The 14,928-nt window shown below is 43.4% G+C and carries 12 protein-coding genes; 11 read left to right on the top strand and 1 reads right to left on the bottom strand.

Going from position 1 to position 14,928, the window contains the following annotated elements; genetic code table 11:
* The first annotated feature begins 65 nt into the window (after positions 1-65).
* From BM097_RS10680 to BM097_RS10670, 3 genes are all read left to right on the top strand, one after another.
* Positions 66-1,649: a glucose-6-phosphate isomerase gene (locus BM097_RS10680; protein WP_090549249.1), complete on the top strand. Its 1,584-nt coding sequence runs from the start codon at positions 66-68 to the stop codon at positions 1,647-1,649.
* Between the two features lie 146 nt (positions 1,650-1,795).
* On the top strand, positions 1,796-2,491 hold the full coding sequence (locus tag BM097_RS10675; protein ID WP_090549246.1) for a hypothetical protein: 696 nt from the start codon (positions 1,796-1,798) through the stop codon (positions 2,489-2,491).
* A 3-nt stretch (positions 2,492-2,494) separates the two neighbouring features.
* On the top strand, positions 2,495-3,130 hold the full coding sequence (locus BM097_RS10670; RefSeq protein WP_090549243.1) for a YesL family protein: 636 nt from the start codon (positions 2,495-2,497) through the stop codon (positions 3,128-3,130).
* A gap of 22 nt (positions 3,131-3,152) precedes the next feature.
* Here BM097_RS10670 and BM097_RS10665 read toward each other — a convergent pair whose 3' ends face one another.
* On the bottom strand, positions 3,153-3,947 hold the full coding sequence (locus tag BM097_RS10665) for a hypothetical protein (protein WP_090549240.1): 795 nt from the start codon (positions 3,945-3,947) through the stop codon (positions 3,153-3,155).
* 865 nt (positions 3,948-4,812) lie between these two features.
* Between BM097_RS10665 and uvrB the strand changes: the two genes are divergently transcribed.
* From uvrB to BM097_RS10625, 8 genes are all read left to right on the top strand, one after another.
* Entirely contained in the window at positions 4,813-6,792 is a 1,980-nt protein-coding gene (gene uvrB, locus BM097_RS10660) for an excinuclease ABC subunit UvrB (RefSeq protein ID WP_090549238.1), read from the top strand.
* Positions 6,793-6,843: 51 nt separating this feature from the next.
* Complete coding sequence (gene uvrA, locus BM097_RS10655) at positions 6,844-9,666, top strand: excinuclease ABC subunit UvrA (protein WP_090549235.1); 2,823 nt, start codon at positions 6,844-6,846, stop codon at positions 9,664-9,666.
* A 242-nt stretch (positions 9,667-9,908) separates the two neighbouring features.
* A complete protein-coding gene (gene sdaAB, locus BM097_RS10650; protein WP_090549232.1) occupies positions 9,909-10,577 on the top strand; it encodes an L-serine ammonia-lyase, iron-sulfur-dependent subunit beta in 669 nt (222 codons plus the stop codon).
* A gap of 10 nt (positions 10,578-10,587) precedes the next feature.
* Complete coding sequence (gene sdaAA, locus BM097_RS10645; protein ID WP_090549229.1) at positions 10,588-11,457, top strand: L-serine ammonia-lyase, iron-sulfur-dependent, subunit alpha; 870 nt, start codon at positions 10,588-10,590, stop codon at positions 11,455-11,457.
* Between the two features lie 112 nt (positions 11,458-11,569).
* Positions 11,570-12,553, top strand: coding sequence for a rod shape-determining protein (locus tag BM097_RS10640; protein WP_090549226.1), 984 nt, complete (start codon positions 11,570-11,572; stop codon positions 12,551-12,553).
* Between the two features lie 144 nt (positions 12,554-12,697).
* Positions 12,698-13,504, top strand: a complete 807-nt coding sequence (locus tag BM097_RS10635) for a flagellar hook-basal body protein (protein WP_090549223.1) — start codon at positions 12,698-12,700, stop codon at positions 13,502-13,504.
* Positions 13,505-13,627: 123 nt separating this feature from the next.
* The gene (locus BM097_RS10630; protein WP_090549220.1) at positions 13,628-14,446 is read left to right on the top strand and encodes a flagellar hook-basal body protein; all 819 of its coding nucleotides are present in this window, start codon (positions 13,628-13,630) and stop codon (positions 14,444-14,446) included.
* A 28-nt stretch (positions 14,447-14,474) separates the two neighbouring features.
* A complete protein-coding gene (locus BM097_RS10625; protein ID WP_090549217.1) occupies positions 14,475-14,927 on the top strand; it encodes a hypothetical protein in 453 nt (150 codons plus the stop codon).
* Position 14,928: the final 1 nt, after the last annotated feature.

The following is a 14,928-nucleotide window of genomic DNA, read 5'->3' as shown; positions in this document are numbered from 1 at the left end:
TATTATACAATTTCATAGATATCGTTTTAGTAAACACATTTTTCATATATAAAGGAGTGATCAAAATGATAGAATGGAAAAATTTTGATAAGCTCGAGTCTTTCAAGACTCTCCAGGGGCTTAAGAATCAGGTAGAACTTAAGACAGCTATGGCTGGAGCAAACGGTGCAAAGCGTGTCGCTGAGTACGCTGTTCCAATGTCAAACGGAATGACATACAATTTTGCTTCAAAGCAGGTAGATGACACAGTTCTTGACGCACTTGCAAAGCTTGCTGATGAGGCACAGCTCGTTGACAAGTACGCAGCCCTCTACAATGGAGAGGTTATCAATACAGGTGAGAAGAGATTAGTTCTTCACCAGCTCACACGTGGTCAGCTTGGCGATGATGTAATGGCTGATGGCGTTAACAAGAGAGAATTTTACGTAAAGCAGCAGGAGCGTATCGCTGACTTCGCTAACAAGGTTCACGCAGGTGAAATCGTAAACGAAAAGGGTGAGAAGTTCACATCAGTAGTTCAGATTGGTATTGGTGGTTCTGACCTTGGCCCTCGCGCTATGTATCTTGCACTTGAGAACTGGGCAAAGGTTACAGGCACATTCAAGATGGAGGCTCACTTCATTTCAAATGTAGACCCTGACGATGCAGCAGCTGTACTTGCTGGCGTTGACGTTGCTCACTCAATCTTCATCCTTGTATCTAAGTCAGGTACAACACTTGAGACTCTTACAAACGAGTCATTTGTTAAGGATGCCCTTGCAAAGGCTGGTCTTGATGCTTCTAAGCACATGATTGCTGTTACATCTGAGACATCACCACTTGCTAAGTCTGCTGATTACTTAGATGCATTCTTTATGGATGATTACATCGGTGGTCGTTACTCATCTACATCTTCAGTAGGTGGCGCAGTACTTTCACTTGCATTTGGTCCAGATGTATTCGCTAGATTCTTAAATGGTGCAGCAGCAGAAGATGCCCTTGCAAAGAACGCTGATATTCGCAAGAACCCAGCACTTCTTGATGCACTTATTGGTGTTTATGAAAGAAACGTACTCGGATACGAGTCTACAGCAGTTCTTCCATACTCACAGGCACTTAGCCGTTTCCCTGCTCACTTACAGCAGCTCGACATGGAGTCAAACGGTAAGAGCGTTAACAGATTTGGAGAGCCAGTTGATTACGTTACAGGCCCAGTTATCTTTGGCGAGCCTGGTACAAACGGTCAGCACAGCTTCTACCAGTTATTACATCAGGGAACAAACATCATCCCACTTCAGTTCGTAGGCTTCAAGAAGAGCCAGATGGCAACAGACGTTGTTATCGAGGGAAGCACATCACAGCAGAAGCTTAAGGCTAACGTTGCTGCTCAGATCATGGCTTTCGCCTGCGGTAAGGATGATGACAACAGAAATAAATACTTCGAAGGTAATAGACCTTCTTCAATCATCGTTGGCGAGCAGCTTACACCAGAGACACTTGGTGCTCTTCTTGCTCACTTCGAAAACAAGGTTATGTTCCAGGGCTTCGTATGGAATGTAAACTCATTCGATCAGGAAGGTGTTCAGCTTGGAAAGGTACTTGCAAAGAAGGTACTTGCTGGCGATACATCAGATGCTCTTGCAGCTTACGCAAAGCTTTTGGATATCTAAGATAGCTGCGACTTCCATTATTATTAAAAGTTTATTAAAAATGGCTACCGTGTATTGCGGTAGCCGTTTTTTTACGCTAGGATATGTAAGAAAGCCTTCTCCCTGTGGGAGAAGGTGGCAGCGCAGCTGACGGATGAGGGTAAACAATGAATAATTTTACAGACACAGAACAAGAAGCAGTTAAGAAATCTTGGGCGGGGGAAAAAGCAAAGCTCAGTCAAATGAGCTTTGGCGAAAAGCTTGAATATATATGGGCTTATTACAAGCTACATATTTTAGTGATAGTTTTGATAATCGGCGCCATCACTTGGGGTGTGCATCACGCTTTAACCTACGTACAATACAAGGTTTATGGAATGGTCATAAACTCAGGCCAGTTCAACACCGAATTAAACGAAACTCTCCATGACCAGCTTAAAATGTCAAAGCACGATGGTGTTAATATCACTGCAGATTTATACACTGACGAAAGCGCCAACATGGGTGGTTACGGCAATCGCCTAGATATATATGTAATGTCAGGTCAGCTTGACTTCGCATTTACGGATCAGGCGGGGGTTGATTATCTGGTAAACATGGGAGCAATCCGTGAGCTTGAAACGACAGTTCCAGATTATCTTTTATCAGAGTGGTCAGCGGACAAGCTATACGAAGCCTCAGTGGTAGGAGACGATGGAAACACCTACACAGGTCACGTAGCTGTAGATATCTCTGATAGCAAAATCCATGAATATTTTGGCTTGGCGGATAATATCAATTATCTTGTAATCGCTGATTTAAGCGGTAGCGAAGAATACATGGAGAATTTTTATAAGCTTTTGTATGAAGTAGAAGGAGAATAAGTTTTGGGAAGATTTTTTAACAGTAAGATATTTGATGGCATTTCAAAGGCAACAGATGTGATATTGTTGGGCTTATATTTCATAGTATGCTCGTTGCCAATATTTACAATTGGTGCCAGCGCAACAGCGCTTTATTACGCAACACATAAATGCATTTACAAGGGACGTGGCTATACTACAGAGTTTTTCCGTTCCTTCAAGGATAATTTCAAGCAGTCCACCTTATCATGGTTGATATTCATGGTATTGTTTGCAATCCTTTCAGGCGACATCTACATAACAAGAAATATGGTTTCTGCTAATAGCCCATTTGCTGCAGCATCTATTTTCTTCTTAGTGTTATTAGTATTTACAATAGTTTGGGCTATATATCATTTTGCATACATCGCCCGCTTTGAAAACAGCTTCAAGGCATCCTTCAAGAATTCCGCAATCATCATGATTGTCAACATTGGCTGGAGCGTGGCAATTGTAGCCGTTACTATCGCACTATTGTATTTGATGTATCGCATCATGATTCTCATCGTCTTTGCTCCTGGAATCTTTGCATGCGCAATACATCCTATCCTTGAAAAGGTATTCCGCAAGTACATGTCTGCTGAAGACATCGCCAAAGAGGACGAGGATTTGCATTATTAAATTGATTTATCATAGAGGATTCCTATAAAAGGAATGCCTCTATTTTTTTGTCTACAATATAAGAATTTAGCGGGTCATCGCTAGTCTCGAAGGAAGCAATAAGATTCTTACCTAGATGGTAATCGGATTGTTCATATAAAGACAGCTTCAGCATGTTGTTGACACTGTAGTTTCGGTCATCAGATAGTCCAAAATGCTCCCAGATAATGGTGGTTCTGGTTCGCTTGTTCAGCGTAATGAAATCAGGATATTTAAGATGGTCGCTTAGAACAATCTTTGGCTCATACACATAAGGTATTTCAAAATCTAACAGTCTGTCCGCGATAATCTTTTCTGATTTGGAACGCACCAGCTCCCCGTTTTTAGTGTAGACGCCCTTATCCACGGAGTAAGAGTTCTGGCAGCTGGGATTATCGTTGTACCAGTCTTTGACAAAGGTTTCGATGTCCGGAATAATCGGTGTAATCAGCGACCTCCTCCCTGGATTAAAGGAATAGTAGATGTTATCCAGCTCTACATATAAATCCACATGCATTCCCTTTTTAATCTTACAAATCAATTCGTGCATGCGCTTGGAAACCTTCATTAGATAATCCCTCTGACAGATGGATGTGATGAATCCGATATTGTCGGCTGACATGTATTTGCCCTTGGTATCGGAGCGGTTCTTGTAGTAATAAAATCTGGGATATCCCTTGCTGCTTTCTAGGCGGATAAAACCCTTTGGTGACGAAAGCAGCTCTTTATCTGCGATATCCATTAGTTGGTAGATAGATTGAACCAGCTTATTGCTGTCTATTGTTGGTGTTGATAACATGTTTCCTCCTTAAAAATGGTGTTTTTGGCGTGGCTTGGAGCTTTTTGGGGGCCAGTTAAGTGTGAAAATAGGTTTTTGAAAATTCACTTATATGATTTGCTTGGAGAAGTTAAGTGAAATCAGGAAAAATATAAATTCACTTAAAAACTGATTTTGCTGTTAAGTTTAAATAGATTTTATAAAAATAAACTTAAATAAATTGGAATAAAAAGGCAGATTGTTAAGTGAAAATAATTAGTTTTAGGGAGAAACTTAACAAGTTGCCTTGCTCTGTTAAGTGAATATTTAGAAATGCATATTCCACTTAAGTTTAGCTAAAATGATTTAACGAAATTTAAGTGAAAATATTTTTTTTTCATAGAAACTTAACAGCAAAATCAATTTTTAAGTGGAGATTTAGAATCTCGAAAAAAACTTAACTTTGCAAGCAAAAACTAGCCAGGGATTGCGTCTAAATTCATAAAAAGCGCAAAAAGTCCTAGTACGCGTCAATATTCATATTAATGGTGGGTACTAAACGCCGATAACGGCAATTGGATGCAAACCATAACTTTTGCTGAAGTTATACTTCATCATGTGCTTGCTGCTAAAGCCATGATGAAATTGCATGATGCTGTATGAAATTACAGCGGTGTGTCCTGTGAATAACACGATGTTATATATAACATGACTATAACAATATGTCAAGATAAAATAACGATAGCTCCAAAGCAACCGAAAACCCAAACAAATAACAAACAGATGTTTGACATATCAAATAGCTATGATATAATAAAATACATACGATTGTGCACAATTAAAATTGCGCAGCCAATCAGAAAGAACAATTAACAACCAACAACAATGTAGATTTCGAGGGCCAGTTATGGATTTCAAATTACATTCAGAATATAAACCAACAGGCGACCAGCCACAGGCTATCGCAGATTTGGTAAGGGGTTTCAAGGAAGGTAACCAGATGCAGACACTTCTTGGTGTTACAGGTTCTGGTAAGACCTTCACCATGGCTAATGTCATTGAGCAGCTGAACAAACCTACCCTTATCATTGCTCACAACAAGACCTTGGCGGGCCAGCTATACAGCGAATTTAAAGAATTCTTCCCAGAGAACGCTGTGGAATATTTCGTGTCTTACTACGATTACTACCAGCCAGAGGCCTATGTGCCTAGCACGGATACATACATCGCGAAGGATTCTTCTATTAATGATGAAATAGATAAGTTGCGTCTTTCAGCCACAGCTTCTTTGTCAGAACGCCGTGACGTTATCATCGTTTCTTCGGTTTCCTGCATTTACGGCATTGGTGAGCCAGATGATTTCCAGAACATGATGGTTAGCCTACGCCCTGGAGATTTTAAGGACAGAGATGATGTTATCCATGAGCTTATCAACATCCAGTATCAGCGAAACGATATGGATTTCGACCGCGGTACCTTCAGAGTGCGAGGTGATACATTGGAAGTTATCCCGGCCAACACCAGCGACTACGGTATCCGTATCGAATTCTTTGGAGATGAGATAGACCGCATTTGCGAGACTGATATTATGACGGGCCTGGTGAAGCGCGAGCTTGAGCATGTAGCTATTTTCCCAGCCAGTCACTATGTTATCCCTCAAGATAAGATTAATTCAGCCTGCGCCAGCATAGAGGCAGAGCTGGATGAAAGGGTGAAGTTCTTCAAGTCAGAGGACAAGCTTATAGAAGCCCAGCGAATATCAGAACGTACTAATTTTGATATAGAAATGCTTAGAGAGACAGGCTTCTGCTCCGGCATAGAAAACTACAGCAGGCACATGACTAACCAGCAGCCGGGAGAGCCACCTAAGTGCCTGATAGATTATTTTGATGATGATTTCCTTATTATAGTGGACGAGAGTCACATCACACTTCCTCAGGTGCGAGGAATGTTTGCGGGTGACCAGGCACGTAAGAAGACTTTGGTTGAATACGGCTTCAGATTGCCATCAGCGCTTGATAACAGACCGCTTAATTTCGGTGAGTTCGAATCAAAGATAGACCAGATTATGTTTGTAAGTGCAACACCTGGTGACTATGAAGAGGAGCACGAGCTTCTTAGAACGGAGCAGGTTATTCGCCCAACAGGCTTGCTTGATCCTGAGGTGGAGGTAAGGCCAGTTGAGGGGCAGATTGATGACCTCTTCAACGAAATCCAAAAGGAAGTTGAAAAGAAAAATAAGGTAATGATAACCACTCTTACCAAGCGAATGGCGGAGGATCTTACAGATTATCTGGCAGAGCTTGGCGTCAGAGTTAAATACATGCATTCAGACATTGATACCATGGAGCGCGCAGAAATCATCAGAGATTTGCGCCTGGATGTGTTTGATGTATTAGTTGGTATCAACCTGCTTCGAGAGGGCTTGGATATCCCGGAGATTACGCTGGTTGCTATCCTTGATGCAGATAAGGAAGGCTTCCTTAGAAGTGAGCGCTCGCTGATTCAGACTATCGGACGAGCAGCCCGAAACTCCGAGGGCCACGTAATCATGTATGCCGATACCATCACGGAATCCATGGAAAAGGCCATCTCCGAGACAGAGCGTCGTCGCGAGATTCAGAAGGCATACAATAAGGAACACGGTATCACTCCTAAGACTATACAAAAATCCGTCCGCGAGCTTATATCTATTTCAAAGGATATCGCCCACAAGGAGATGCAGTTTAAGAAGGACCCTGAGGAAATGGATAAGAAGGAGCTTGAGAAGCTGATTGCAGACATTCAGAAGAAGATGCAAAAGGCTGCCGCCGAGCTCAACTTCGAAGCCGCTGCCGAATACCGCGACAAGATGGTTGAACTTAAAAATATGTTACGAGAATTATAGCCTTCCCCTTGAGGGGAAGGGGGACCGCTTTAGCGGTGGATGAGGTGTTAAATGAAAGAAAGAAAATACATAAAAATCAAAGGCGCCAACGAGCACAACCTTAAAAATGTCAGCCTAGACATCCCACGTGATGAGTTCGTTGTGCTTACAGGATTGTCGGGTTCGGGAAAATCATCCTTAGCCTTCGACACCATTTTTGCTGAAGGCCAAAGACGCTACATGGAATCTCTTTCCAGCTACGCGCGCCAGTTCTTAGGCCAGATGGAAAAGCCAAATGTAGAGCACATGGAAGGTATGCCACCAGCCATTTCAATCGACCAGAAGAGCACCAACCACAACCCACGTTCTACAGTTGGAACAGTTACAGAGATATACGATTACATGCGTCTTCTGTACGCCAGATGTGGTGTGCCACATTGTCCAAACTGTGGCAAGCCAATTAGCAAGCAGACAGTAGACCAGATGGTGGATGCCATTATGGCATTGCCAGAGCGTACCAAGATTCAGCTGTTGGCCCCTGTCGTTAGAGGCCGCAAGGGTACACACGAAAAGCTTTTTGAAAAGGCTAAGAAATCCGGCTATGTACGTGTCAACGTAGATGGCAATGTGTACGATCTTTCCGAGGAAATAAAGCTTGATAAGAACATCAAGCATAACATAGAAATAGTTGTAGACCGATTGGTTGTAAAGGAAGGCATTGAAAAGCGTCTCACGGATTCCATCGAGGCAGTGCTTAAGCTGGCTGATGGCCTGATGATTGTAGACGTTATCGATGGGGAGCCTATCAGATTTTCCGAGGGTTTTTCATGTCCTGATTGCGGAATCAGTATCGATGAGGTAGAGCCACGAAGCTTCTCCTTCAACAACCCATTTGGTGCCTGCCCAGAGTGCTTTGGTTTGGGCTACAAAATGGAATTTGACGAGGATTTGATGATTCCAGACAAGAGCCTTTCATTTAATCAGGGGGCGGTTCAGGTAATGGGCTGGCAGTCTTCAAACAAGAGCACCAGCTTTGCCCACGCACTTTTGGAGGCACTTGCAAAGGAATACGATTTCTCACTGGACACTCCATACAAGGAGCTTCCAGAAAACATAAGACACATGTTTATCCACGGCTTTGACCGTTCGGTAGATGTGCATTACCAGGGCCAAAGGGGCCATGGCGTTTACCCTACAGTTTTCGAGGGATTGATTGAAAATGTTAACCGCAGATACAAGGAGACATTTTCTGAATCAGCTAAAAAAGAATACGAAGAGTTCATGTTCTACAGTGATTGCCCATGCTGCCACGGTCAGCGTCTAAAGAAGGAATCACTGGCAGTTACATTGGATGGCAAGAATATCTTCGAAATGACTCAGTACCCAGTACATGAGCTTTACGATATGATAGATGGCTTGAATCTTACCGAACAGCAGAAGAAAATCGGTGCTGTTGTTTTAAAGGAGATTAAGGCAAGACTTAAATTCATGGTGGATGTAGGTTTGGATTACCTTACACTTAGCCGTGCTACCGCCACACTTTCAGGTGGAGAGGCTCAGCGTATCCGCCTTGCAACACAGATTGGTTCAGGCTTAGTTGGCGTAGCCTATATCCTAGACGAGCCATCAATCGGCTTGCACCAAAAGGATAACGACAAGCTACTGGCATCCCTTAAGGGCCTTAGAGACCTGGGTAACACTCTTATCGTAGTAGAGCATGATGCAGATACTATGAAGGCTGCGGATTATCTTGTGGATATCGGGCCTCGCGCAGGTAAGGATGGTGGACAAGTTATCGCCGCAGGAACCCCAGAGGAAATCATGGCATGTCCAGATTCCATCACAGGTCAATACCTTAGCGGCAAGCTTTGCATCCCAGTTCCAAAGGAACGTAGACAGCCAAAGGGCTGGCTTACAATAAAGGGCGCCAGAGAGCATAACCTTAAGAACATCGATGTGGATATTCCACTTGGCATCATGACAGTTGTAACTGGCGTTTCAGGCTCAGGTAAGAGCTCCCTTGTTAACGAGATTTTATACAAGGATTTGGCGAAGCGATTGAACCGTGCCCGTAAGGTTTCGGGAAAGCATGATGATATTATAGGAACAGAGGCACTTGATAAGGTCATCGACATCGACCAGTCTCCAATCGGACGTACCCCACGTTCCAACCCTGCCACATATACAGGCGTGTTTGATTTAATCAGAGATTTGTTCGCCGGCACAACAGAGGCCAAGGAGCGAGGCTACAGCAAGGGCCGATTCTCCTTCAATGTAAAGGGCGGTAGATGTGAGGCATGTTCAGGCGATGGTATCATCAAAATTGAGATGCACTTCCTGCCAGACGTTTATGTACCATGCGAGGTTTGCGGTGGTAAGAGATACAATCGTGAGACTCTTGAGGTTCATTATAAAGGAAAGACTATCTACGACATACTTGATATGACGGTGGAGGAAGCGGTAGAGTTCTTCAAGAATGTACCTAGCATCCTTAACAAGATTCAGAGCTTGTATGATGTAGGACTTGGCTACATCAAGCTTGGTCAGCCATCCACCACATTATCAGGTGGTGAGGCGCAGCGTATCAAGCTTGCTACAGAGCTTTCTCGCCGTGCCACAGGAAAGACCATCTACATCCTAGACGAGCCAACCACAGGTCTTCATTTTGATGATGTTAACAAGCTTGTAGAAATCATGCGTAAGCTATCTGATTCCGGAAATACGGTAGTTGTTATCGAGCACAACCTTGATGTAATCAAGTGTGCAGATTACATCATCGACATGGGCCCAGACGGCGGAGATAGAGGTGGTACCGTAATTGCGAAGGGTACCCCAGAGGAGATTGTAAAGGTTAAAAAGAGCTACACAGGTCAGTACCTAAAGGAGTACCTATAAGCCGCAAACAAAATTATATGAGTAACTTTTAAAATCTTCACCTAACCATCACATAAGGACGTTATATTACTACACGTACTAGCGGAAAGCTAATACCAAATTTTTCATAACTCAGCGACCAGAGGACACTTTGGTCGCACTCCCCGATTATTCCACCAGCGTGAAAGCGCTGGTGTTTTTTTCTTTATAGAAATATTATGCTGTGGTAGTATTTAATTACAATTTATTTCGAAGGTGAAAATATGAGTAATATAAGTGTTTTTGATGTTTTGGGACCAAACATGATTGGTCCATCCAGTTCACATACAGCGGGTGCCAGCTCCATTGCTTACCTAGCGTGGAAAATGGCAGGCGGCAATATAAAGCATGTTGATTTTACCCTGTACGGATCATTTGCTGAAACTTATCGTGGCCACGGCACCGATAAAGCCTTACTTGGAGGAATCCTAGGATTTAAAACAGATGATACAAGAATCCGCGATTCCTTTAAGATAGCTGAAGAGCAGGGGGTAGATTTTCAGTTCACCACCAACGAAACTGAAACCGATTTGCACCCTAATACAGTAGATATCCACATCATCATGGATGATGGAAAGACGTTGGATGTCCGTGGAGAATCCATTGGTGGTGGCAAGTGCCGAATCGTGCGAATCGACAATGTACCAGTGCATTTCACAGGCGAGTACAGTGCGGCAATCATCGTTCAAAAGGATATGCCTGGCGTTATCAAGCATATCGCAAGCGCCCTTAGCGATCGTGACATCAACATTGCATTCATGAGACTTTTCAGAGAGGGCAAGCATGAGAGAGCCTATACTATAGTAGAAACTGATAGTGCTCTTCCAGAGGAGCTCAAGGAAGCTATCAAAGAAAACGAATATGTTGAAGATGTAATGCTAGTGCAGATATAGAGGTATTGTAATGGATTTTAAGAAAGCAGAAGAGATGCTTGAGATATGCGAGAGGGAAGGAATCAGCATATCTAATGCCATGAAAAGGCGTGAATGTAGCAAGTTTGAAACAACTGAAGATGAAATAATAAATAAGATGCAGCAGGCTTGGAAGATAATGAAGGATTCGGCCATCAGCCCAACAAAGACTGCAGTAAAATCAATGGGTGGCCTTATCGGCGGAGAGGCCAAAAAGCTGAATAACCACAGAGAAGCCGGAAAATCAATAGTTGGCAGCCTGATGTCAAAGGCTATCACCTATTCCATGGCAGTGCTTGAGGTCAACGCATCTATGGGACTTATTGTGGCATCACCTACAGCAGGCTCATCAGGCGTGCTGCCAGGTGTACTGCTTGCTCTCCAGGAGGAGTACGATATTCCTGATGATAAAATCATCGATGGATTATTCAATGCCAGTGCAATCGGATATTTGGCAATGCAGAATGCTACAGTTTCCGGTGCCGTTGGAGGATGTCAGGCAGAGGTAGGCGTGGCGGCCGCGATGGCAGCATCGGCAGCCACAGAGTTGATGGGGGGAACACCTAGAGAATGTACCTACGCGGCATCCACAGTGCTTATGAACATGCTGGGCCTTATCTGTGATCCAGTGCTGGGACTTGTTGAATATCCTTGCCAAAACAGAAATGCAGCTGGTGCGGCAAATGCACTTGTTGCAGCAGAAATGTCACTATCTGGAATTACCCAAATGATTCCATTAGACGAGATGCTGGATTGTATGTACAACGTGGGACGCCGCTTGCCGGTAGAGTTTAGGGAAACTGCCAAGGGAGGCTGCGCAATCACTCCATCAGCATGCAAGCTGTGTGATAAGTGCTTCTAAATCACTCTTGAAACTTAAGTATTTTAGTATATAATAGAAACGTAAAAATGCGTATTTTTGTCTATAAGACATTTAATATACTTTGATTTAGTTGATAGAAAGGATTTATAACATGGCAGCATCAGATATCGGAATCGATTTAGGTACAGCGAGCGTTCTTGTTTATGCAAAGGGTAAGGGCGTTGTTTTAAAAGAGCCTTCAGTTGTGGCTTTTGATAGAGATACTAACAAAATTAAAGAAATCGGTGAGGAAGCACGTCTTATGATTGGACGTACTCCAGGTAACATCGTAGCAGTTCGTCCACTTCGTCAGGGCGTTATTTCAGATTATACAGTTACAGAAAAAATGATTAAGTACTTCGTTCAGAAGGCAATGGGCAAGAAGAGCTATCGTAAGCCTCGTATTGCAGTTTGCGTTCCTTCTGGAGCTACAGAAGTAGAGAAGCGTGCCGTTGAGGATGCAGCTTTTGCAGCAGGCGCACGTGACGTTAAGATTATCGAGGAGCCTATCGCAGCAGCAATCGGCGCTGGAATCGATATTTCACTTCCAATGGGTAACATGATTGTAGATATAGGTGGTGGTACAGCAGATATCGCTGTTATCTCACTTGGTAGCTCAGTTGTCAGCACATCTATCAAGGTTGCTGGTGATGATTTTGATGAAGCTATTGTTCGTTACATGCGTAAGAAGCACAATCTTCTTATCGGTGAGCGTACAGCCGAGGATATCAAGATTAAAATCGGTCGTTGCTTCCCACTTGGCGAGCCAGAGACAATGGATGTTAGAGGACGTAACCTTGTTTCAGGTCTTCCAAAGACAATCACCGTTTCATCAGAGGAGACAGAAGAGGCCCTTAAGGAATCTACAATGCAGATTGTTGAGGCTATTCACTCAGTACTTGAGAAGACTCCACCAGAACTTGCAGCCGATGTTGCTGATAGAGGTATCGTTCTTACAGGTGGCGGTGCACTTCTTCGTGGTCTTGAGGAGCTTATCGAGGACCGCACAGGTATCAACACAATGACAGCTGACGAGGCTACTACTTGTGTAGCAATCGGTACAGGCCGCTACGTAGAGCTTCTTTCAGACGATTAATTAAAGAGAATTATACGAATCAAAACCCCTTTTGTGGAAAAGATTATATTTTATAATTTTTTTCATAAGAGGGGTTAATTTTATTTATAGGTGTCCGATATATGAGATGGAGAGTATTGTAAGCTAGCAAATTAAGGGGGCGCCATGGTAAAAGGACTATACACAGCCTATACCGGAATGGTAAACGAGCAGAGGCGAATGGATGTTATGACTAACAACCTCGCAAACTCAGCAACGACAGGCTATAAGAAGGAAGCGATGGTTGCGCAGGCCTTTGACGAAAGACTTGCAATCAAAATCAAGGATACATCGGCACTTAACAACATGCCAGAGGATATTGGATATATCTCTCTTGGTGCGAAGATTGGTGAGACCTATACCAATTGGGACCAGGGAGCCTTCCAAATCACCGACAAGGATTCCGATGTAGCCATTGCTGGACGAGGCTTTTTCGCAATTGCCTTTACAAACAAGGCAGGAGAAACTTCTATTAAATATACAAGAGATGGAGCTTTCACAGTAGATAGCGAGGGATTCCTTAGAACATCGGATGGTGATTACGTACTGAATCAGGATGCAGCCCTTAATTCTACATTGGGCGAGGATTCCTACGTACAGATTGATCCAAACTTGAAATATTCCATCGCAAAGGATGGAACCATAACCCAGAATATGCAAGAGGTGGACACCATCGGACTTGTAGATATAGCAGATTACGACTACATCAATAAATACGGTGAGAATCTATATGATTTAATTGATGGAGGCCAGATTATAGAAAGCGAAGCCTATATGGAGCAGGGAATGCTAGAGTCCTCCAACGTCAACGTAGTAGACGAAATGGTAAGCATGATCCAAATAGCCCGCGCCTACGAGGCCGGCCAAAAAATGATCCAAACCGAAGACGCGACTCTAGACAAAACCGTAAATAACGTAGGTTCTGTAAGATAAAAGTAAAGATAGCCTGTAGCTATCAAGCATAATTAATTCCGAAGGAGACATCTAGTCGACGAAGGAAATAATTAGGCTTGAGAGCGTAACAGGCGAGCCAAAGACCATGGGGGTACAGAAATTATGATGAGAGCATTGTGGTCTGGTGCTTCAGGTATGAAGGGCCAGCAAGTATCAGTTGATACAATTGCAAATAACTTAGCAAATGTAAACACTACAGCATACAAATCCCAGAGCACACAGTTTAAGACTTTGTTGTACCAGACAATGCAGTCGCCAAGCACAAATGCTCAGGGCGAGACAAAGCCAACCAGCGCTCAGGTGGGACTAGGAACAAGAGTAGCATCTCTTAATTCTAATTTCACACAGGGAGCCCAGCTTGCAAACGATAGTAACACCGCAATGTGCATCACCGGTGATGGCTTCTTTGCAGTGCAGGAGGGTGAGGAGATTCATTATACAAGAAATGGTAACTTCGGCTGGTCTACAGAGGCAGATGGTTCCAGAACTCTTACAACAGCAGAGGGCTATAGAGTCCTTGATCAGGGTGGTCGTGCTATCACAATACCAAGAACTGCCGGAACAGAGGGCTTCAAGGTTAATCCTGATACATTGCAGGTAACACTTAGAAATGCTCAAGGCCGAGATGTTCCAACTGGTCAAAACATTGCGATTTACCAGTTCGCAAATAGAGTCGGACTTGAGAAGATAGGGGAAAACCTCTACGATGAAAGTGTGGCATCAGGTGAGCCAATGGGTGAATGGAACACTCAGGGTGTTACAAGAAGTAAGGTCTTTCAGAATTATCTGGAAGGCTCAAATGTAAATGTAGCTGACGAAATGGTTAATCTAATTATTTCACAGCGTGCATATGAAATGAATTCAAAGGCTATTACCACTTCAGATACAATGCTGGAGCAGGCTAATAACCTGAAGAGATAAAGTAAACTATTAACAGGGGGATAGGAAAATGGATGTTTTAGGAACAAGCACGTATTTGCAGACGCAGTATGCAAACCAAAACAAGGCAATGGCAGAAGCAACAGCCAAGTCAATCGGTGGTATTTCTAAGGATTCATCACGTGAGGAAATCGAAAATGCCGTAAAGGGCTTCGAAACCTTCATGGTGGAAAAGGTCATCAAGCAGATGAAGGAATCTGTAGTGGGTGAGGAAGATAAGAGCGATACCATGGGCATGTACAAGGATTTGTATATGGATAAGGCTATAACCGAAATCGCTTCTCAGCTAGTAGATCAAATCGGCGGTGATTTAACTGATGATTTTGTAGACCAGATTATGCGAAACTATGGTATCACAGGAACATCAGGTGCGCCTACAGAGGCGGCGGGCCTCGACAATGCAAAGGTTTCAGATGATATTGCCCAGTCAAATGCTTCAACTGTTCAATCAATAAGAGCATAGT

The sequence above is a fragment of the Pseudobutyrivibrio sp. OR37 genome (genome assembly GCF_900113655.1).
In the GTDB taxonomy this organism is placed as follows: Bacteria; Bacillota; Clostridia; order Lachnospirales; family Lachnospiraceae; genus Pseudobutyrivibrio.
Note: the sequence above shows the minus strand (reverse complement) of the source record. Positions and strands in the feature narration are given on the sequence as shown.

Bases quoted from the DNA above. Each gene is read 5' to 3' on its own strand.
- BM097_RS10680 (WP_090549249.1), top strand. From the start codon at position 66: ATGATAGAATGGAAAAATTTTGATAAGCTCGAGTCTTTCAAGACTCTC.
- BM097_RS10675 (WP_090549246.1), top strand. From the start codon at position 1,796: ATGAATAATTTTACAGACACAGAACAAGAAGCAGTTAAGAAATCTTGG.
- BM097_RS10665 (WP_090549240.1), bottom strand. From the start codon at position 3,947: ATGTTATCAACACCAACAATAGACAGCAATAAGCTGGTTCAATCTATC.
- uvrB (WP_090549238.1), top strand. From the start codon at position 4,813: ATGGATTTCAAATTACATTCAGAATATAAACCAACAGGCGACCAGCCA.
- uvrA (WP_090549235.1), top strand. From the start codon at position 6,844: ATGAAAGAAAGAAAATACATAAAAATCAAAGGCGCCAACGAGCACAAC.
- sdaAB (WP_090549232.1), top strand. From the start codon at position 9,909: ATGAGTAATATAAGTGTTTTTGATGTTTTGGGACCAAACATGATTGGT.
- sdaAA (WP_090549229.1), top strand. From the start codon at position 10,588: ATGGATTTTAAGAAAGCAGAAGAGATGCTTGAGATATGCGAGAGGGAA.
- BM097_RS10640 (WP_090549226.1), top strand. From the start codon at position 11,570: ATGGCAGCATCAGATATCGGAATCGATTTAGGTACAGCGAGCGTTCTT.
- BM097_RS10635 (WP_090549223.1), top strand. From the start codon at position 12,698: ATGGTAAAAGGACTATACACAGCCTATACCGGAATGGTAAACGAGCAG.
- BM097_RS10630 (WP_090549220.1), top strand. From the start codon at position 13,628: ATGATGAGAGCATTGTGGTCTGGTGCTTCAGGTATGAAGGGCCAGCAA.
- BM097_RS10625 (WP_090549217.1), top strand. From the start codon at position 14,475: ATGGATGTTTTAGGAACAAGCACGTATTTGCAGACGCAGTATGCAAAC.